Raw genomic sequence first — 18,896 nt, 5'->3', positions numbered from 1 at the left:
TACTCCTGCAACACATGCGGCCGGTCGAAGAGTAAACTCTCACCCTCGCGTCGAACCGGCTCGGCATGCGTGCAAGCATGTGTGTCTTCAATCGTGGCAATTGAAGGGGCAATTTTCAAACTCAGTGTTCAAAAATTCGTACCAATAGATGCAAAATATCGTGAAGCTCTGGCTCGCCGGAATGATCCGGGTTAGTCATTGACTGCATCTCTCATAAGGACCGCCCCATGAGCAAATCCTTCGGCGCGATGTCGGTCGCCCAGCTTTCCGTTCTCATCCAAGGCGGCGCCGCCGATCCGGTCGATGTGGCCGAGACGGTCTTTGAATCCATTGCGAATTATCCCGACAAGGCGGTCTTCACCACACTGCTCGAAGGTCGGGCGATGGAAGAGGCGCGCGCCTGCTCCAAACGTTTGCGGGAAGGGCGCTCGCTCGGTTTGTTGGACGGCATTCCGATCGCCTGGAAGGATCTTTTCGACATTGAAGGCCTGCCGACGACGGCGGGGTCAATCGTCCTGGCTTCCGACACACCCGCCGGCCGTGATGCGGCGGTCGTCGGTCTTCTCAGGCAGGCTGGCATGGTCGCCATAGGCCGAACCAATATGAGCGAATTTGCCTTTTCCGGTCTGGGCATCAATCCGCATTACGGCACGCCGGTCAATCCGCGCGGCACCGATCTCCCGCGCATCCCCGGCGGCTCCTCCTCTGGCGCCGGTGTTGCCGTCGCAGCCGGGTTGGTGCCTGTCGCGATGGGTACGGATACCGGCGGCTCGGTGCGCATTCCCGCTGCGTTCAACGGAATCGTCGGCTACAAGGCGACACGTGGCCGTTATACGATGGATGGAGTTTACCCGCTGGCAAAAAGCCTCGATTCGCTGGGGCCGCTCTGCCGCAGCGTCAGGGATGCCGTGTGGATCGATGCGGCGATGCGTGGCCTGACCGCGCCCGATGTCGTCGAGCGTCCGCTGCGGGGGCTGGAATTGCTCGTGCCCGAAAATATCGTTTTCGATGCGGCGGAACCAGGCGTTGTCGAGGCTTTCGAGGCAGCTTTGGAACGCCTTCAAAGCGCGGGCGCCGCTGTTTCCCGCACGGTCATTCCCGCCTTCAACGAAATTTTCGATCTTATGACAAGATACGGTCCGCTGGTGACGGCGGAGGCTTTCGCCCTTCACCGGGAGCGTTTGGCGGGACCGGACGCAGAGCGTATGGACCATCGCGTCGTCATGCGCACTCGCTTGGGAAGCAGGACGACGGCGCCCGATTACATCGCGATGCTGCAGGCGCGCAGCCGCCTGATCGCCGATACCGACCGTCTCATTGGCAATCGTCTGATCGCCTTTCCCACGGTCGCCCATGTCGCTCCGCCGATCGCGCCGCTGGAAGAGGATGATGAACTCTTCTTCGCTGCGAATAACAAGACGCTGCGCAACACCGCGCTCGGCAATTTCCTCGACTGGTGCGGCGTTTCCATCCCCTGCGGGACGGGTGTAGCAGGCATGCCGGTCGGTTTGCTTCTTTCGGCGACCGCAAATCGCGATGAGGCGCTGCTGGGGGCGGCACTTGCCGCCGAGGTGGTGGTCCGCGGCGATTTCGTCTGAATTGGCAATTGAAGCACCGGGTTTTTATTGCCATTGATGGATGAGGAGATCCTGGAGGAACGCACGTGCAGGTTTTGCAGAACGGACGCTTGGCGGTTTCGACCTGGTCGTTGCATCGGCTGCTCGGCGCCGTTTATGGCTATAGCCCCGATCCCGATAAAAGTGCGGCGCCCAAAGAGCCCTACGGCCCCGGCGGTGCGGCGCTGATCGACATGCCGGCGGCGCTCGCTGCGCGTGGTATCCACCGGCTGGAGATCTGTTCCTTCCATCTGCCGAGCCTTGATGCCGCTTATCTAACTGAACTCAGCGACGCGATGGCGGCCTCGAACGTGCTGTTCCAGACCCTGCTGATCGAGGACGGCGATCCAAGCCATCCCGAAACGGCCGAACGCGATGTCAGATGGATGGCAGAATGGATCGATATCGCGGCGGCGCTCGGGGCGCAGAGGATGCGCGTCATTGCCGGCAAGCAGAAGCCGACGGAGGAAAACCTTGCTCGCGCTGCCCGCCATCTGAACTGGTTGGCCGACAAGGCCAAAGGCAGTGGGGTGCGCGTCGTTGTCGAGAACTGGTTCGACCTGCTGCCGTCGCCGGTGGAGATGAACTGGCTGCTGGAGCGGCTGGACGGCAAGGTCGGCCTTAACGGCGACCTCGGCAATTGGTCGGCACCCGCCAAGTACGAAGGTCTTGCCGATATCATGCGCCGGGCGGAAATCTGCCACGCCAAGGCCGATTACGGCCCTGCAGGTCTCGATGCTGACGATTACCGCAAGTGCCTGGAGATGTGCGAGAAGGCCGGTTACGCCGGGCCTTTCACGCTCATCTATGACTCGCCCTTCTTCGCCGATGAATGGGACGGCATCCTGCTTCAAAAACAATTCATCGAGGATTTTCTGCGCGAGGCGCCAGAGCGCAGGACGGCTTAAAGTCCAAGGATTTCGCGCTTATTCCTGACGCGGGAACCTTTGGCTCTCCTCCAGCACATTCAGATCCATGTGATTGCGCATGTAGCGCTCCGAGGCTTTCTGCAGCGGCTGGTAGTCCCAGGGATAGTAGGCGCCGTTGCGCAACGCTGCATAGACCACCCAGCGTCGCGCCTGGCTTTCGCGCACGGCTGCGTCGAAATCGCCAAGGTTCCAGCGCTGCCCGGCCTGTTCGACAAGCCGCGCCAAAGTGTCGGCATGCGCCGGGTCGGCTGCCAGATTGTCGAGTTCTTGCGGGTCGGCCTCGAGGTCGAACAGCATCGGCGGGTCCTTCTCGCAGAGCGACAGCTTGTATCGCCCATCCCTCAGGCAGACGAGCGGCGCTTCGGAACCTTCAGCGGCATATTCGATCGGCACGGGGCCGCGGCTGCCGGTGCCCTGGGCAAGCGGGGCGAGATCCCAGCCCTCGGTCCACGGCTTCAGCGAGGCGATGTCGATGCCGATCAGGCCGGCGAGCGTCGGCGTCACGTCGAGGGTGGAAACCGGCTGGTCGATGCGCTTCGGCGCCCAGCCGGGCGCTGCGATCATCAATGGAACGCGAGCCGATCCTTCAAAGAAGTTCATCTTGAACCAGAGGCCGCGATCGCCGAGCATGTCGCCATGGTCGGACACGAAGAGGATGATCGTGTTGTCGGCCATGCGGCTGCGTTCGAGCACGTCGAGGATTTCGCCGATCTTTTCATCGACATAGGAGATATTGGCGAAGTAGCCGCGTCTTGCCCGCCTGATCTGTTCGCGGCTGATGTCGAAAGCAGCGTGGTCGCAGGCTTTCATCAGGCGCTGCGAGTGCGGGTCCTGCCGATCATAGGCGATCGGCGCGACCGCAGGGTCGAGAGCCGGGCAGTCCTCATAGAGATCCCAGAATTTGCGGCGCGCGACATAGGGGTCATGCGGATGGGTGAAGCTGACGGTCAGGCACCAGGGGCGCTCGTCATGGCCACGCGACAGGTCGTAGAGTTTCCGCGTGGCGTGATAGGCGACCTCGTCGTCATATTCCATCTGGTTGGTGATTTCGGCCACACCGGCGCCGGTGACCGAGCCGAGATTGTGGTACCACCAGTCGATGCGCTCGCCGGGCTTGGTGTAGTCGGGCGTCCAGCCGAAATCGGCGGGGTAAATGTCCGTCGTCAGGCGCTCTTCGAAACCGTGCAGCTGATCGGGGCCGACGAAATGCATCTTGCCTGACAGTGCGGTCTGGTAACCGGCGGCGCGCAGATGATGGGCATAGGTCGGAATGTCGGAGGCGAATTCGGCGGCATTGTCGTAGACGCGCGTCCGGCTCGGCAACTGTCCGGACATGAAGGACGCCCGCGCCGGCGCGCAGAGCGGGCTTGCCGTATAGGTATTGGCGAAGCGCACCGAGCGCTCGGCCAGGGATTTCAGATGCGGCGCATGAAGGAAATCGGCGGGACCATCGGGAAACAAGGTCCCATTCAACTGGTCCACCATGAGAATGAGGATATTCGGGCGCGCCATATAATTTGCCTTTTGCTATTTGAAGATTTTATTGAAGCGCCTATCATTGCGCCTGTAAAGGCAGCTTTTTTCGATAGCTGCCTAAAGGGATTTTTATGGCAGAACACCCGCCTGAGCTTGGATGGATGCGCCTTTTCGTTGAAGTCGCGCGACTGGGAAGCTTTTCGGCGGCTGCAACGCTTCTCGGGCTGACCCAGCCGGCGGTCAGCTACCAGATCCGCCGGCTGGAAGAACAGTTCGGTGTCAGCCTGCTGCGCCGCCAGCATCGTGGCGTTGAGCTGACCGCGGAAGGCGAGCGCCTTCTCGCGGTGACCGCCAAGGCAGTCGGCGACATCGATGCACTCGCCCGCAGTTTTCGCGTCGAAGCTCAACGGCCGGTCGTCAGGCTCAGGACAGACTATGCATTCTCCGCACTTTGGCTGATACCACGGATGGAGAGGTTTCGCCTTCTGCATCCAGAAACGGACATACAGATCATTGCGACGCAGAGGCTCGCGGCCGGATTCCGCGATGAAGCCGATGTCGCGGTGGTTTTCGGTACGCGTAAGGAATTTGCAGCCGTCGGTACGCTCCTGCTGCCGGAGAGGGTCGTGCCCGTCTGCACGCGCGGATTTCTCGATCGCAACGGCCCCCTCGACGATCCAAGAGTGCTCGCAAAGGCGCGGCTGATCCATCTTGACGGGCCTCTGCCATCGCCCTGGTTCGACTGGCGCAGCTACTTTGCCGAATTCTCAGTCCTGCGCGACATCAACGCCGGGCGCGGCGATATCAGCTTCAATACCTATTCCTTGGTCATCCAGGCCGCCCTCAGCGAGCAGGGCGTGGCGATCGGCTGGAAGGGCCTCGTCGATACGCTTCTTTCGGCACGCATGCTCGTCGAAGCCGGTCCACCGCTGGAGGCGCCCGACCGCGGTTACTGGCTGGTGCCGCCGCGGTCTCCAAACGTTCACAGCGAGAGGCTCAGCGCCTGGCTGGCGGATGAGGTGAAGAGAAATGATTAGCGGCGGTTGCAGTTCTGTCCAGGAGAAGCCTTGTCATCGGCGATCGCGATCGACATTGTGGGGCCGAATCGATGGCGAAGGTAGCTGAAGCATGCGAACGATCGGATATGTCATAGGTCTGCTCATGGTCTTGTTCGGCCTGATCTGGATCGGGCAGGGAAGCGGCTATTTTCCCTATCCGGCGTCCAGTTTCATGATCGCTCAAAAGATCTGGATGCTCTGGGGAGCCATTCTGGCCGCAGCGGGTATCGTGGTGATCGTCATCCTCTCGCGGCTGCGTCGCAGAGGATGAATTGCTGCTGCCGTCTGGCGGCAAATCCGGCCGCTGACGGCCTGTCGAAATGAGGAGAATGGCATGAGCGCAGCTGAAATCGACGGTTTTGCCGACCGTATCAGAAAGCACCAGGGCGGCATGATCTCCGCCTGGGTCGGCATCCCCGATGCCATGCTCGTCAACCATTTGGCGCAAGAGGCTTTCGATGCCGTCGTGCTCGATATGCAGCACGGGATGTGGGATATGCAATCGGCGGCAAACGCCGTCGCTCAGGTTCGTCTCGCCGGAAAGCCGGCCATCGCCCGCATACCCGTCGGCGATTTCGCTTCCGCCTCGCGCCTGCTCGATGCCGGCGCCTCCGGCATCATCGCGCCGATGATCAATTCGGCCGAAGATGCGCGAGCGCTGGTCAGGACCACGAAATATCCGCCCCTCGGCGAGCGAAGCTGGGGGCCGTCATTGGCGCTGAACCATACCGGCCTGTCGGCCGATGCCTATCTCAGGAGCGCCAACGAGCTCACGGTCGCCATCGCCATGGTTGAGACCCGCGCCGCGCTCGACGCTATCGACGGCATTCTTGGCGTCACCGGCATCGACGGCATTTTCGTCGGCCCTGCCGATCTTTCGATAGCTCTGTCGAACGGCGATCAGGTGGCGCCGAACGCCGCCGAGATCGACAGCGCCATGCAGCATGCCGTCGCGCGCTGCCGCGCCCACGGCAAATTCGCCTGCGCCTATGCCGGCGATGGCGAGCGGGCCGGGGAACTGCTGAAGTACGGATTCGATCTGGTCATCGCCGGTGCGGAGACCGTGCAACTGCGCGCCGGCGCTCGCCGGGCGATCAACGCTGCGCGCAGAATCGCTTCCGGCGGCTGAGCTCGTCTCAGCGAGCCGGTTTGGCCGCCAGCCAGATCACGTGGCGGGCGCCGCGCTTGCGGTTGGCGCGGGTATTGACCACGTCGACGGAGAAGCCGCTGTCCTTGAGACGGCGTGTGAAATCGGGATCAGGGCCGGACGACCAGACGGCGAGCACGCCGCCGGGGCGAAGCGCGTCGCGGGTGGCGCGAAGGCCGGCGAAATCGTAGAGCCGATCATTGGATTTGCGGGTCAACCCGTCCGGGCCGTTGTCGACATCGAGCAGGATCGCGTCATAGGCAGCCTTGCCTGCATGGATCGCCTCGCCGACATCGCCCTGGTGAAGGTGGACGCGCGGGTCGTCTAGACAGCCCTTGAAGACTTCGGCCATTGGTCCGCGCGCCCAGGCGACGACAGCGGGCACCAGTTCGGCGACGGTGACGCCGGCATCCTCGGGCAGCACTGCGAGAGCGGCGCGCAGGGTAAAGCCCATGCCAAGCCCGCCGATCAAGATCCTCGGTTTCTGATGCGTCCTGATCCGTTCCCAGGAAAGGGTCGCCAGCGCTTCTTCCGAGCCGCTGAGGCGGCTGTTCATCAGTTCGTTGGCGCCGAGCATGATCGAGAATTCGCTGCCGCGCCGCTTCAGCCTGAGTTCGCCGTCTTCGCCGGGAATGGTCGCGGAATCGAGCTGGATCCAGGGCAGCATGATGGTTTCGCCTCACATGAAAGGGACCGTCCCTAGCATAGCGCAAAGAGCGAGGCCAGCGAGCCGATCTTAGACCATCCGGATGAAGTGACCCTGCTCCACTTCGACGATATCATCCCGTGGCGCGGCAGAACGGCGGCGGATATCCTCGACTTCATCGGGCCTCAGCCGGGCTTTCGGGTCTTCGAAGCGGACATCGGGATCGGGCACGGCCGAGAGCAGCAGTCTTGTGTAGGGATGCAGCGGATTGTCGATCACTCGGGCGGTGCTGCCCCATTCGACGATCTGGCCGGCATACATGACGGCGATATCCTCGGCGACATAGCGGGCGGTGGCGATGTCATGGGTGATGTAGAGCAGGCCGAGATTCATATCCTGCTTCATTTCGTTCAACAGGTTGAGCACCCCCAGGCGCACCGAGACGTCGAGCATCGAGGTCGGCTCGTCCGCAACGATCACCTCCGGCTTGACGGCAAGGGCGCGGGCGATATTGACGCGCTGGCGCTGACCGCCGGAGAGTTCGTGCGGATATTTCGGCGCGACGAGATCGGGATCGAGCCTGACGCGCTGTAGCAGTCTGCGGACCGTGATGTCGATCTCAGCTCCGTTGATCTCCGGCCGGTGCAGCTTCAATGGCCGCCTCAGATGATGGGCGATGGTATGCGCCGGGTTGAGCGAAGCAAAAGGGTCCTGGAATATCATCTGTACCGAGCGGCGATAGCGAGCGATCTCATCTGCTCTCGCCCCTTCCACCGGGCGGCCTTTAAAGAGGATCTGCCCCGATGTCGGCTGATATTCGCGCATCGCCATCCGGGCGCAGGTGGTCTTGCCGCTGCCGGATTCGCCGACGAGCGCCAGCGCCCGGCCGGCATGCAGCGAAATGGAGATCGAGCGGGCGGCATGAACGGCGGAGGCGCCGTGGCCGAAGGTCTTCGTCACCTTGTCGAGGGCAAGGATGGCATCGCTCACAGCAGCACGCCTCCATGAAGCGAGGGAAAGGAGGCCCACAGTTTTTTCGTATAGGCGTGTTTCGGCGTCCTGTAGATCGCCTTGGCGCCGTTCTGTTCGACAAGCTTGCCCGCAAGCATGATGCCGATTCGGTCGCAGAACTGCACCATCAGCCCGAGATCATGGGTGATGAACAGCACGGAGAAGCTAAAGCTGCGGCGTAGCTCGTTGATCCGCTGCAGGATTTCGCGTTGAACGACGACGTCGAGCGCCGTCGTCGGCTCGTCCATGACGACCAGCTTCGGATCGAGCGCCATGCAGATGGCAATGACGATGCGCTGGCGCATGCCGCCGGAAAACTGGTGCGGGTAGTCGCGCATTCGGTCCGGCGCGATGTCGACCAGCTTCAGCATCTCGGCGGTGCGCTCGCGGGCTTGCGCTCGGCTCATGCCCTTATGGGTATGCAGCACGTCGTAAAACTGGGCCTCGATGCGCAGCACCGGGTTCAGCGAATTCATGGCGCTCTGGAAGACCATCGCCACCTCGCGCCAGCGGAAGGCGGCAAGCGCCTGCCGGTCGAGACCGAGCACGTCTCGGCCGTCGAGCAGGATCCGGCTCTCCTTGCGGATCAGCGCCGGCGGCCTGTGCAGGCGGCTGATGGCGAAGGCGATGGTGCTCTTGCCGCAGCCGGATTCGCCGGCAAGGCCGAAAACTTCGCCGGGCGCGACATCGAAGCTGACGTCGTCGACGGCGCGAAAATCCTTCTCCTCGCCGATGTAGTCGATGGTGAGGTTCCTCACCGAAAGCAGCGGCTGGGTCACAGGCGACCCTCCCCGGAACGGATGAGCAGCGACCAGCGCTTCAGATGATTGCCGGTGCGCAAACGCGGGTTGGCGATCTCGTCGACGGCGAAGTTCAGCAGCGACATGCCGATGCCGAGGAAAGCAAGCGCGAAGCAGGGGGTAAGGATATCCCACCAGGCGCCTACCGAAAGGGCGGAGGCCTTCTGGGCATTGTAGAGCATCGTTCCCCAGGAGATCGCTTTGGGATCGCCGAGGCCCAAGAATTCAAGCGTCGCCTCGGTGATGATGGCGAAGATGACGCTGCCGATGAAATTGATGCCGACGATCGAGATCACGTTGGGGAAGATCTCGAATGTCATGATGCGCCATTGCGGCTCGCCCATCATCTCGGCCGATTTGACGAAATCCTTCTGCTTGACGGAAAGCGTCTCGGCGCGGGTGACGCGCGCGCCCCAGGCCCACGAAGTGGCGCCGAGGATGAGGGCGATGACGACGGGGCTTGCCTGACCGATGAAGGCGGCGAGCACGAGCAGCAGCGGCAGGTTGGGAACGACGAGCACCATATTGGTGAAGAAGCTGATGACTTCGTCGGTCTTGCCGCCGCGATAACCGGAAATGATGCCGAGCGCGGTGCCGGCGAGGGTAATCAGCAGCCCGGCGCCGAAGCCGACGGCAAGAGAGGTGCGGGCGCCGTAGAGCAGCCGGGCGAAAACATCCTGGCCGATGCGGGTGGTGCCGAGCAGATGGTCGAGCGACGGCGGCTGGTGCGGCCTGCCGGTGCGGGCGGCGGGATCGTATTGCGTCAGCAGCGGCGCTGCGATCGCGACGACGACGATGAAAGCGATGATGATGAGGCCGACAAGGGCCTTGCGGTTTCGAAGCAGGCTTTTCATCTCAAGCTCCCTTCAGCCGCGGGTCGAGCAAGATATAGCTGACGTCGACGATGAAATTGGCGATCAGCATGGTCGCGGTCATGATGAGGAGCTGGCCCTGGATGACTGGATAATCGCGGGCGAGGATCGCCTGGTACAGAATATTGCCGAGGCCGGGATAGTTATAGACGACTTCGGTCACCAGCGAACCGCCGAGGATGGTGCCGATGGCGATCGCCAGGCTGGAAACGGTCGGCAGCAGGGCGTTGCGCGCCGCATACCACAGCATCACGTGCCGGTCGGAAAGGCCCTTGGCGCGTGCCATGACGATATAGTCCTCGCCGAGCAGATTGATCATGTTGTTGCGCATGGTGACGGTGAAGCCGCCGATCAGCACTGTGCAGAGCGTCACCATCGGCAGGATGCCGTGATAGGCCACACTGCCGATATAATGCAGGCTGAAGGCCGGATCGAGCGACGGGTCGGCGGCATAGCCGTTCGGAAACCAGCCGAGCGTGAAGCCGAAGATGAAGAGCACGATCAGCGAGGTGACGACGGCTGGCACCGAGGTCGCGAAGATCGCGCCGACGGAGACGATGACGTCGAACCGGCTGCCGCGCCGCCAGGCGGCGACGATGCCGAGAAAGGTGCCGAGCGCGAAGCTGACGACCGTCGCTGTTCCCATCAGGCCGACGGTCCAGACGAGAGCGTGGCCGAGCACCGAGGTGACGGGCAGCGGGAAATATTTGATCGAGCGACCGAGATCGCCGGTGAAGATGCTGCCGAGATAGGTGAGATATTGCCGCCAGAGCGGGCCGTCGACGAAGCCGAAGGTGAGCTTCAGCGCCTGCAGGCTTTCCGGCGGCAATTCGGTGCCGGCGCTTGAGAACATGATCTGCACGGGATCGCCCGGCATCAGCCGGGGCAGAAAGAAATTGATCGTCGCTGCAGCGATGAAGGCTGCAATATAGAAGACGAGGCGGCGAAGCAGGAAAGCCATGGGAACTCCGTCGTGACGAGAGCGGCGTTTCAAGACCGCTCCCGAGACCATGATGCTTTACTTCACAGGTTCCAGGGCGAGCAGGTTCAGCAGACGTGCCGGATTGGTGCGCGAGATCGACGGATTGACGAAGGGGTTTTCCTTGGTCGACCAGCCGGTGAAGCGCTTGGTGTTGTACTGATACCAGTTCGGATTGTTGAAGACTGGAATCATCGGCATGTTTTCGGCAACGATGCGCTGTGCCTTGTTCATCGCCTCCTTCTGCGTGGCAAGGTCTGCTGTCTGGGTGAATTCGGTGACGAGTTTCTCGACCTCCGGGTTGAACCAGCGCTGCGCGGTGAAGCGGGTCTTGCCCTTGTCCGAAGCGCTGAAGGCGCGCTTGTAGGGATAATAAGGTGAGGCCGAAGCCGGCAGGCTGTTGATCGCCGCATCGAACTTGCCGGCGATGAGGTTGCCGGTCCAGACGGCTTCCTCCGGTGTTTCGATCTTGGCGTCGATGCCGACCGCCTGCATGCCTTCGACGGCGATGTTGACCGTGTCGACCCAGTCCGTCCAGGAGTTCGGGACGATGATCGAGAAGGAGATCTTGCTGCCGTCGGGATTGTCACGGAAGCCGTCGCCGTCCTTGTCCTTGTAGCCCGCCTCGTCGAGCAGGGCCTTGGCGGCGTCGGCGTCATAGGTCGCGAACTTGCCGAAGTCGGCCTTGACGGACGGATCCGCCCAGCTCTTGTAGAGCTCGCCCATCAGGCCGGGGTCTTCGTTCAGCGTCGGATAGCCGTAGCCGGCGACGTCGATCATCGTCTTGCGATCGAGCGCCATGCCGATAGCACGGCGGAATTTCACATCGTTGAAGGCCTTTCTATTGTTCTCGTTCGCCGTTTCCAGATTGAACAGGAAGGCGACCATGCTGCTCGGCGAATACCAGTAATGGAAATGCGCCGGGTCCTTCGCGACATAGACATTGTCGATATCGGGAATGAAGGAGACACCCCAGTCGAGCGTGCCGTCGGCGGTTGCCGTCAGGATCTGGTTGTTGTCGGCAAGCTGCGGGAAGCGAATGCAGTCGACCTTCAGATGCGCGTTGTCCCAGTAATTCGGGTTGCGGCACTGGTCGTAGGTCTGGCCGGTGAAGCGCGGCACCTCGGTCAACGGCCCGCTGCCGACCGGGTTCTCGTTGGCGAAGGTGACAGGATCGGCGACATCCTTCCAGACATGTTCGGGAACGATCGGCAGCTGCGAGATCTGCTCGGCAGCAAGCGAGCTCGGATTGGCGAGCGCGAAGCGCACCGTCTGGCCGTCGACGGCCTGCACGTCGGTGACGAAGGTCCAGATGCTGACGAAGTCGAGCGCCGGGAACTTTTTCAGATAATCATAGGTGAACTTGACGTCGGCTGCCGTCAGCGGTTTGCCATCAGACCATTTCAGGTTCGGGCGCAGCTTGAAGTCGATGCTCTTCAGGTCGTCAGAGAGCTTGAAGCTTTCGGCCAGGCGATAGACCGGCTTGTTGCTGTCGAAGCGATTGAAAATAACCAGCGGCTCATAGATGAAATCGAGCGTCGATTGGCGCGCCGAGGTCTGGTTGAACGGGTTGAAGTTGCGAACCCAGGTCGTGGCCGGTTCGATATTCGCCGTCAGGATCGCCTGCGCCATGGCGGATCCCGAAAGCAGCGTCAGTGCGGCGGCTGCAAATAGATATTTTTTCATGTTCCATTCCCCTTTTCTTATGCGTGAAAAATGATCTGCCGGTCAGGCGGCCGGCACGCTGGCAAACATATCTTCCACCTCGGCATGGGCGGCGCGGACGTCGATCTTGAGATTGCCGAGGCGGGCTTTGCCGGCGGCGATACGCTTCAGCGCGGCGTCCGTCAGCGGGCGGGCGGCCTTGGCGGCGGCTTCGCTTTCCCTGACGTCTCCGTGGCTGTGGAGGGCGATATCGAAGCCCGCATCGAGGACTTGGGCAACGCGTTCCGGCAAGGTGCCCGTGAGCGACTGCATGAAGATGCAGTCGGAGATCAGCACGCCCTCGTAACCCATCTCTTTGCGGATCACGTCGTGCATGACAGGCGAGACGGATGCCGGCAATTCGGCATCGTAGGTCGAGTAGACGACATGGGCGACCATGGCCCAGGGCGTATCCTTCAGTGCGACGAAAGGCTTGAAATCGGTGGCGGTGAGCGTCTCACGGCTGGCATCCACGACCGGACGCTCCTTGTGGGAGTCGAGCGTGGCGCGGCCGTGGCCGGGAATATGCTTCATGACCGGCATGTTGCCGGTCTCTAGCAGCCCGTCGACCACCTCGCGGCCGAGGGCAGCGATGAAGTCGGGATCGGGGCCGAAGGAGCGGGCGCCGATGACCGCACTCGTCGTCTCGAAGACGAGGTCGAGAACGGGCGAGCAGCCGCTGGAAAGGCCGAGTTCCGTCATCATCGCGCCCATGGCCTGGGAGGAAAGGCGCAGTGCTTTTTGGCCGAGATCGAAATCGCGGCGGGCCAGTTCGGCGAACTGGCCGAAGCTGCGGAAGAGCGGCCAGGGACCGGCGTCGAGATGCTGGACGCGGCCGCCTTCCTGGTCGGTGAAGACGGGCGCATCCTCTCGGCCGACGGCTTCGCGGAAGCGTTCGATCAGCCGCTTTGTCTGCTCCGGCTCGCGCTGATTGCGCCGGCCGACGAACAGGCCGAGCGGATTGGTCTCGCGAAACAGGGCGAATTCGTCGTCCGAAATCGCAGGGTTCGGGAGACCGACAAAAAGGGCGAGCGGGGTCGAGGACACTTCTGGAACTCCGGTATCAGCTGGTCATTTCGGCGCGCTTCGCAGCATGCCTTCGTAAATGCCCTTGTCGGGGGCAGGGATGGCGATCGCACCCGCGGTGCTGGCGTAGAAATCGACAGGCCCGGCATCGCCGATGAAGGCATAGGCATGGCCGAGCGTCTTCATCGTCTGAAGGCAGGCGGAAAACAGCGCGAGACCGATGCCCTTGCCACGCGCCTCGGGATCGACGCCGGTTGGGCCGAAGAAGCCGCGGGCCGTCGTGTCATAGCAGGCAAAGCCGAGCAGCTTGCCGCCGTCGATGGCAATCTGGCAGGCGACGGGTTGGCGGGAAAAAGCAACCGAAACCTCGCTTGCCCATTTCTCGCTGAATCGTTCGCGAACCCAGTTGACGACTAGGTGCAATTCTGGAGGAAGAGCCGGACGAATGGAGGCGCGGACATTGTCGGCCCGCTCTTTCAGGTCGGCGAGCCTGTTGGAATATAAGCTCACAAGCAGGTCTGGCACCTGTCTCTCCTCCAGGTATTCCTTTATAACGGAATATATATCCGTTTAATGTCATAGACTTGGCTATCTAACTGGCCTTGTCAACAGGGATTTTTCAAACGGAGCGGTGCGCCCAGCTTCGGATCAGCGCCGGCTGGCGCGAATGAAAACGGCCCGGGGGAGGCCGGGCCGTTTTTCTCTCGTAATCCTGAGCCTGCGCGTTTCGGCGGGATCGGTTATTCGCCGTGCTTCCAAAGCGCATGAAAATGCTGCACCGGGCCATGTCCGGAGCCGACAGTGAGACTGCCGGCGGCGGCGACTGCATCGGCAAGGTAATCCTTCGCAATGGCGACGGCTTGCTCGGCCGATGCGCCCTTGGCAAGCTCGGCGGCCAGTGCGCTGGAGAGCGTGCAGCCAGTGCCGTGCGTATTTTTCGTCGGCACTCGCCTGGCCTCGAACCAGTGCAGGCCGTCGGCCGTGGCAAGCACGTCTGGGCTCTCGTCGCTGCCGAGATGGCCACCCTTGACCAATACGGCGGCGGGGCCAAGCGCGCGCAGCCGCTCGGCCTGCGCCGCCATCTCATCGCGATTGGTCGCGACCGGCTGGTGCAACAGGGCCGCGGCCTCGGGCAGGTTCGGGGTCAGGAGGGTTGCGAGCGGCAGCAGCCGCCGGGTCAGCACGTCGACCGCTTCGGGCGCGAGCAGGGCGGCCCCACCCTTGGCGATCATCACCGGGTCGAGAACGATGGGGATTCCCCGTCGATCGGCAAGGGCTGCGGCGACAGCCTCGGCTATGCCGGCATTGGCGATCATGCCGATCTTGACGGCGTCGACTCGCACGTCGGCGAAGACGGCATCGATCTGGTCGGCGACGAATTGCGGCGGCACCAGATGCACGCCGCTGACGCCTTGGGTATTCTGCGCCGTCAGCGCCGTCAGCACCGCCATGCCGTAGACGCCGCGGGCGGCAAACGCCTTGAGATCGGCCTGGATGCCGGCGCCGCCCGAGGGGTCGGAGCCGGCGATGGAGAGAACGTTGCGGATCATGGGCGGACCTTTCGGATTTCTGCGGCGATGCGGCGGGCGGCCGCTTCGGGGTCCGACGTGCCCGCAATGGCGGAGACAACGGCTAACCCTTCGGCGCCGGCTGCAAACACTTCCGCCACATGCTCCGCCTTGAGGCCGCCGATGGCGACGGACGGCACCGGCGAGGCCATCACCAGCCTAGCAAGCCCATCAAAGCCGATCGGCTGCTTGTGATCGGCCTTGGTCGGCGTCGCAAACACCGGTCCGACGCCGGCATAATCGACGAGACCGGGATCGACGGCAGCGGCAAGTGTCTCGGTCTCGACCGAGAGGCCGAGGATCATCCCGGGTCCGATCATCCCGCGCGCCGTGCGCGCATCCATATCCTCCTGGCCGATATGCAGGCCATCGGCGCCGATGGCGATGGCCGCCTCGACATCGTCGTTGACGATGAGCAGGGCGTCGGTTCCACCGAGCGCCTCTCTCAAGGCGCGGCCGGTCTCGATCATCCTGGCCGTGCCGGCCTGTTTGTCGCGCAGTTGCACCATCGTCGCGCCGCCGGCAACGGCAAGGCGCGCGGTCTCGACCATCCCGATCCCGACGCAGAGATCAGGATCGAGAACGAGGTAGAGCGAAAGGTCGAAGCGCTTCATGCGACCGATACCCTTGCCCTGGCATCGAGCGTTTCGGCGTCGATCGCAGCCAGCGCATCGAGGAAGCGCCAGGAAAAGGAGCCCGGGCCGGCGGCGCCGAGCGCTGCATCTTCGCCGGCGACGGCGAAGGTCGCAAGCGCGGCGACAGTCGCGCCGAAGAGATCTTCGGGCGCGGTCGCGGCAAAGGCGCCGACGAGGCAGGTGAGCGAGCAGCCGAGCGCGGTGACCTGCGGCATCAGGGCCGATCCGCCCGCAATACGGACTGCCCTTGCGCCATCGGTGACGAAATCGACAGCACCGGTGACGGCGACGATGGCCCGCTGCCTCTCCGCCAGCCGCCGTGCCGAACCCTCCGCCTGTTCGACTGGATCGCGGCTGTCGACGCCCTGACCACGGCTCTCGCCGCCGGCAAGCGCGATGATCTCGGAGGCGTTGCCGCGGATAATCGTCGGGCGAAGCTCCAGAAGGTCGGCCAACGCGGCACGGCGGAAGCCCGTGGCGTAATGGGCCACCGGATCAAGCACCCAGGGTTTGCCCGCCGCATTGGCGGCCTTGGCAGCCCCCTGCATGCCTTCGAGCCATTGCGTCGAGAGCGTGCCGATGTTGATGGTCAAAGCATTGGCGATGCCGGCGAATTCGCCGGCTTCTTCGGCGGCATGCACCATGGCGGGCGAAGCGCCCGCGGCCAGCAGGACGTTGGCCGCGATATTCATCGCGACATAATTGGTGATGCACTGAACGAGCGGCGGCTTTTCGCGCATCGCCTTCAGCATGGCTCCCGACGTGATCTTGCTCTGCATGGTGCCCCTTTCAGGCGGGGGCGGGCGCGGGGCGCTGCTCTTACGGCGATGCCCCGAGCGACTCCCTCCGCCGGCATTATCCGGTTCAGGTTCGAAGGGTTCTTCTCAGCCCGTCTGTCGACGAACGCCCCTGTCTCTCATCACGCTCTTTTTCGCAGAGAATGGCGCGGCTGTCACTCCGAAAGTGAGTATTCCGGTATTTCGGAGCGGCTGCCCTTGGGCGTGGACATTGCTGGAGGCCTTCCCAGCGCAATCCTGACGGCATCCAATTTTGCCTAACTCAAATCATGCAGCCCCGTCGTAATCGCCGGGCTGATTGAAAACTCCGAAAATCGAACCCTCAAACCACTTCGCTCCGGCGTACAGGCTGTCGGCCCGACCTCATAGCGATCGGCAGCCGGGAAGGGTGCTAACCGCAGCAACGGCCAGCGGCTACCGTCGCGGGAGCCCTGGATGCGCACGGCGCCGTTTGCGACCGTCACACGGATGCGGAAATCCTCCAATTCCTTGAAGGGCTGCGACACCGACCAGTCTGACTTTCCGTCGGTGACGACGGTGCTGAGGAAGGCTTCTCCGTCGGTGAATTCGACGCCCGTTTTCACCCAGCGGCTCTCGTCGATGCGTACCATCAGGCCTGCCTGATCGTAGAGGGTGCGGAATTCGCCCTGGGCGCGGATCTGTGCGGTGAAGCTGTCGCCGGTGGGAAAGGCGAGGAAGTGGCCGGTGTCGCGGGTGAAGCCGTAATAGGTCTCGCGCCAGAAATCGGTCTTTTCGCCTGTCGTCATCGTCAGGCCGGTTTCGTCGGCGTGCCAGCTGCCCGGCTCGTTCAGCCATTTCCCGTCATTGAAGTCGATGCTCATTCGCTTCTCCCTTCCTTTAATCTTGCCGCAGGGCAGTCGTCTCACTTGGCGTACCACGCAGGCCCCGTGCGGAGAACTAGCGCAGCTGAAGATGGTGCTTTTCCGGCAACGCGCTATCCGCGGCTGCATAATCGACCACTCATGCTTGACACGATAGCTCCAGCTTCTATTCTGTTACAAAAAGATGAATTACATAATTGTGGAACTAAATCGGGAGCTCTCATATGAAAACATTCGTCGCATTCCTTCTCGGAACCGCGTTCGTCGCCCTGCCTTCGACCCTGCTTGCCCAGGAAAAGGGCGGCGTCATCAATGTCGCGACGATCGGCGAGCCGCCGACGCTCGATCCGATGTCGTCGACGGCCGATCTCGTCGGCATCGTCACCCAGCATATTTTCGAGACGCTCTACACTTTCGACAAGAGCTGGAACGTCACGCCGCTTCTCGCCGAAAGCCTGCCCGAGATCAGCGCCGACGGCAAAACCTATACGATCAAGCTCAGGACTGGCGTCAAGTTCCACGACAATACCGATATGACGTCCGAGGATGTGGTCGCTTCGCTTACCCGCTGGATGAAGATCGCCTCGCGGGGCAAGCAGGTGGCCGGCTTTATCGACAAGATCGCGGCTACCGATCCTTCGACGGTTACGATCACGCTGAAGCAGCCCTATGCGCCGTTGACCTCGCTGCTTGCCTTCAACAATTCGGCGGCCATCATCATCCCGTCCGAAAAGCAGGACGAGCCGATGAAGGAGTTCATCGGCACCGGTCCCTATATGCTGAAGGAACGGAAAGCCGACCAGTATATCCAGCTTGTCCGCTTCGATGGGTACAAGCCACGCAGCGGCGAGAGCGATGGCTATGGCGGCGCGCGTCATCAATATCTTGATGAAATCCGCTTTGTGCCGGTGCCGGACCCGAACACCCGCGTCGAGGCCGCCGTTTCCGGCCAGTATGATTATGTCGACTCGATTCCTGTCGAATCCTACGACAAGCTGAAAGCCTCGACCGCCTCGCAACCGGTAATGCTGAAGCCCTTCGGTTATCCTGTCTTCGTCTTCAACACCAAGGAAGGTGCTGCTGCCAACGTCGAGGTGCGCAAGGCGATCCGGCAGGCGCTCAGCATGGAAGACATGCTGGCGGCGGCCTTCGGCAGCAGGGATTTTTATGCGCTCGACGGGGCCATCTACCCGAAGTCCTTTGCCTGGTCGACCGATGCCGGCGCCGAGGGCGCCTATAATGTCGCCGATCCGGAAGGGGCGTCCGCTGCCGCCAAGAAAGCCGGCTACAATGGCGAGCCGATCCGCATCCTGACCAGCCGCCAATACGAGTTCCATTACAAGATGGCGCAGGTCGCCGCCGAATATCTGAAACTTGCAGGCTTCACCGTCGATATGCAGGTCGTGGACTGGGCGACGCTAACTCAGCGTCGCACCGATCCGAAGCTTTGGGATATCTACATTACCCACAGCCCCTTCTTGCCGGAGCCGGCGCTCATCGGCTCGCTGTCGACGAGTTCGCCCGGCTGGTGGGACACGCCGGCCCGCAAGGCCGCGGTCGATGCCTTCACCTCCGAAGTCGATCCGAAGAAGCGCGTGGCGCTCTGGGCCGATGTCCAGAAGGCCGTTTATACAGACGCACCCTTCATGAAGATCGGCGATTTCAACGCCGTCTCGGCGAAGTCGATCAAGCTCGAAGGCGTCGATCCGGCTCCGTGGCCATATTTCTGGAACGCCTCGATCAAGAAGTAAGCAACACCGCCGGTGCCGCCCTTCGGGACCGGTACCGGT

At 62.5% G+C, this 18,896-nt stretch carries 19 protein-coding genes and 1 riboswitch; of the genes, 6 read left to right on the top strand and 13 right to left on the bottom strand.

Translation table 11 applies throughout. From position 1 onward, the window contains the following. The first annotated feature begins 227 nt into the window (after positions 1 to 227). On the top strand, positions 228 to 1,598 hold the full coding sequence (locus tag AC13QO_RS06435; RefSeq protein ID WP_488540210.1) for an amidase: 1,371 nt from the start codon (positions 228 to 230) through the stop codon (positions 1,596 to 1,598). Between the two features lie 65 nt (positions 1,599 to 1,663). After that, the gene (locus AC13QO_RS06430; protein WP_285195249.1) at positions 1,664 to 2,524 is read left to right on the top strand and encodes a sugar phosphate isomerase/epimerase family protein; all 861 of its coding nucleotides are present in this window, start codon (positions 1,664 to 1,666) and stop codon (positions 2,522 to 2,524) included. 18 nt (positions 2,525 to 2,542) lie between these two features. Here AC13QO_RS06430 and betC read toward each other — a convergent pair whose 3' ends face one another. After that, positions 2,543 to 4,057: a choline-sulfatase gene (betC, locus tag AC13QO_RS06425; RefSeq protein WP_488540209.1), complete on the bottom strand. Its 1,515-nt coding sequence runs from the start codon at positions 4,055 to 4,057 to the stop codon at positions 2,543 to 2,545. A 95-nt stretch (positions 4,058 to 4,152) separates the two neighbouring features. Between betC and AC13QO_RS06420 the strand changes: the two genes are divergently transcribed. The 3 genes from AC13QO_RS06420 (at position 4,153) to AC13QO_RS06410 (ending at position 6,208) form a co-directional block, all read left to right on the top strand. After that, entirely contained in the window at positions 4,153 to 5,058 is a 906-nt protein-coding gene (locus tag AC13QO_RS06420) for a choline sulfate utilization transcriptional regulator (protein WP_488540208.1), read from the top strand. Positions 5,059 to 5,149: 91 nt separating this feature from the next. Beyond that, positions 5,150 to 5,350 (top strand): hypothetical protein, encoded by a 201-nt coding sequence (locus tag AC13QO_RS06415; RefSeq protein ID WP_488540207.1) that lies wholly within the window; start codon positions 5,150 to 5,152, stop codon positions 5,348 to 5,350. A gap of 63 nt (positions 5,351 to 5,413) precedes the next feature. Continuing rightward, the gene (locus AC13QO_RS06410; RefSeq protein WP_085781122.1) at positions 5,414 to 6,208 is read left to right on the top strand and encodes an HpcH/HpaI aldolase family protein; all 795 of its coding nucleotides are present in this window, start codon (positions 5,414 to 5,416) and stop codon (positions 6,206 to 6,208) included. 7 nt (positions 6,209 to 6,215) lie between these two features. Here AC13QO_RS06410 and AC13QO_RS06405 read toward each other — a convergent pair whose 3' ends face one another. The 12 genes from AC13QO_RS06405 to AC13QO_RS06350 form a co-directional block, all read right to left on the bottom strand. Further along, entirely contained in the window at positions 6,216 to 6,893 is a 678-nt protein-coding gene (locus tag AC13QO_RS06405; RefSeq protein ID WP_488540206.1) for a spermidine synthase, read from the bottom strand. Between the two features lie 69 nt (positions 6,894 to 6,962). Then, the gene (locus tag AC13QO_RS06400) at positions 6,963 to 7,862 is read right to left on the bottom strand and encodes an ABC transporter ATP-binding protein (RefSeq protein WP_085781124.1); all 900 of its coding nucleotides are present in this window, start codon (positions 7,860 to 7,862) and stop codon (positions 6,963 to 6,965) included. Beyond that, complete coding sequence (locus tag AC13QO_RS06395) at positions 7,859 to 8,662, bottom strand: ABC transporter ATP-binding protein (RefSeq protein WP_488540205.1); 804 nt, start codon at positions 8,660 to 8,662, stop codon at positions 7,859 to 7,861. The genes AC13QO_RS06400 and AC13QO_RS06395 overlap by 4 nt, the downstream gene beginning before the upstream one ends. Next, on the bottom strand, positions 8,659 to 9,537 hold the full coding sequence (locus AC13QO_RS06390; RefSeq protein WP_488540204.1) for an ABC transporter permease: 879 nt from the start codon (positions 9,535 to 9,537) through the stop codon (positions 8,659 to 8,661). The genes AC13QO_RS06395 and AC13QO_RS06390 overlap by 4 nt, the downstream gene beginning before the upstream one ends. 1 nt (position 9,538) lies before the next feature. Next, positions 9,539 to 10,516 (bottom strand): ABC transporter permease, encoded by a 978-nt coding sequence (locus AC13QO_RS06385; protein ID WP_488540203.1) that lies wholly within the window; start codon positions 10,514 to 10,516, stop codon positions 9,539 to 9,541. Between the two features lie 57 nt (positions 10,517 to 10,573). Then, complete coding sequence (locus AC13QO_RS06380) at positions 10,574 to 12,220, bottom strand: ABC transporter substrate-binding protein (protein WP_085781128.1); 1,647 nt, start codon at positions 12,218 to 12,220, stop codon at positions 10,574 to 10,576. Between the two features lie 42 nt (positions 12,221 to 12,262). Continuing rightward, positions 12,263 to 13,285 (bottom strand): glycoside hydrolase family 3 N-terminal domain-containing protein, encoded by a 1,023-nt coding sequence (locus AC13QO_RS06375; RefSeq protein ID WP_488540202.1) that lies wholly within the window; start codon positions 13,283 to 13,285, stop codon positions 12,263 to 12,265. A gap of 24 nt (positions 13,286 to 13,309) precedes the next feature. Continuing rightward, positions 13,310 to 13,789, bottom strand: coding sequence for a GNAT family N-acetyltransferase (locus AC13QO_RS06370; RefSeq protein WP_085781130.1), 480 nt, complete (start codon positions 13,787 to 13,789; stop codon positions 13,310 to 13,312). 215 nt (positions 13,790 to 14,004) lie between these two features. Continuing rightward, entirely contained in the window at positions 14,005 to 14,814 is an 810-nt protein-coding gene (gene thiD, locus AC13QO_RS06365; RefSeq protein WP_488540201.1) for a bifunctional hydroxymethylpyrimidine kinase/phosphomethylpyrimidine kinase, read from the bottom strand. Further along, positions 14,811 to 15,446: a thiamine phosphate synthase gene (gene thiE / locus AC13QO_RS06360; protein WP_488540200.1), complete on the bottom strand. Its 636-nt coding sequence runs from the start codon at positions 15,444 to 15,446 to the stop codon at positions 14,811 to 14,813. Before thiE ends, thiD begins: the two co-directional genes overlap by 4 nt. Beyond that, positions 15,443 to 16,246: a hydroxyethylthiazole kinase gene (gene thiM / locus AC13QO_RS06355; RefSeq protein WP_488540199.1), complete on the bottom strand. Its 804-nt coding sequence runs from the start codon at positions 16,244 to 16,246 to the stop codon at positions 15,443 to 15,445. The genes thiE and thiM overlap by 4 nt, the downstream gene beginning before the upstream one ends. A gap of 45 nt (positions 16,247 to 16,291) precedes the next feature. Continuing rightward, positions 16,292 to 16,388, bottom strand: a riboswitch (TPP riboswitch). A 133-nt stretch (positions 16,389 to 16,521) separates the two neighbouring features. After that, positions 16,522 to 17,106 (bottom strand): DUF1349 domain-containing protein, encoded by a 585-nt coding sequence (locus AC13QO_RS06350; protein WP_085781134.1) that lies wholly within the window; start codon positions 17,104 to 17,106, stop codon positions 16,522 to 16,524. A 224-nt stretch (positions 17,107 to 17,330) separates the two neighbouring features. Between AC13QO_RS06350 and AC13QO_RS06345 the strand changes: the two genes are divergently transcribed. Next, positions 17,331 to 18,857: an ABC transporter substrate-binding protein gene (locus AC13QO_RS06345; protein WP_085781135.1), complete on the top strand. Its 1,527-nt coding sequence runs from the start codon at positions 17,331 to 17,333 to the stop codon at positions 18,855 to 18,857. Positions 18,858 to 18,896 lie beyond the last annotated feature (39 nt).

The organism is Rhizobium sp. CNPSo 3670 (assembly GCF_057784555.1).
The sequence above is the reverse complement of the archived record's forward strand: the minus strand, read 5'-3'. Positions and strand labels throughout refer to the sequence as shown.

Bases quoted from the DNA above. Each gene is read 5' to 3' on its own strand.
- thiE (WP_488540200.1), bottom strand. From the start codon at position 15,446: ATGAAGCGCTTCGACCTTTCGCTCTACCTCGTTCTCGATCCTGATCTC.
- thiM (WP_488540199.1), bottom strand. From the start codon at position 16,246: ATGCAGAGCAAGATCACGTCGGGAGCCATGCTGAAGGCGATGCGCGAA.
- AC13QO_RS06380 (WP_085781128.1), bottom strand. From the start codon at position 12,220: ATGAAAAAATATCTATTTGCAGCCGCCGCACTGACGCTGCTTTCGGGA.
- AC13QO_RS06415 (WP_488540207.1), top strand. From the start codon at position 5,150: ATGCGAACGATCGGATATGTCATAGGTCTGCTCATGGTCTTGTTCGGC.
- AC13QO_RS06345 (WP_085781135.1), top strand. From the start codon at position 17,331: ATGAAAACATTCGTCGCATTCCTTCTCGGAACCGCGTTCGTCGCCCTG.
- AC13QO_RS06390 (WP_488540204.1), bottom strand. From the start codon at position 9,537: ATGAAAAGCCTGCTTCGAAACCGCAAGGCCCTTGTCGGCCTCATCATC.
- AC13QO_RS06435 (WP_488540210.1), top strand. From the start codon at position 228: ATGAGCAAATCCTTCGGCGCGATGTCGGTCGCCCAGCTTTCCGTTCTC.
- AC13QO_RS06420 (WP_488540208.1), top strand. From the start codon at position 4,153: ATGGCAGAACACCCGCCTGAGCTTGGATGGATGCGCCTTTTCGTTGAA.
- AC13QO_RS06350 (WP_085781134.1), bottom strand. From the start codon at position 17,106: ATGAGCATCGACTTCAATGACGGGAAATGGCTGAACGAGCCGGGCAGC.
- betC (WP_488540209.1), bottom strand. From the start codon at position 4,057: ATGGCGCGCCCGAATATCCTCATTCTCATGGTGGACCAGTTGAATGGG.
- thiD (WP_488540201.1), bottom strand. From the start codon at position 14,814: ATGATCCGCAACGTTCTCTCCATCGCCGGCTCCGACCCCTCGGGCGGC.
- AC13QO_RS06385 (WP_488540203.1), bottom strand. From the start codon at position 10,516: ATGGCTTTCCTGCTTCGCCGCCTCGTCTTCTATATTGCAGCCTTCATC.
- AC13QO_RS06405 (WP_488540206.1), bottom strand. From the start codon at position 6,893: ATGCTGCCCTGGATCCAGCTCGATTCCGCGACCATTCCCGGCGAAGAC.
- AC13QO_RS06410 (WP_085781122.1), top strand. From the start codon at position 5,414: ATGAGCGCAGCTGAAATCGACGGTTTTGCCGACCGTATCAGAAAGCAC.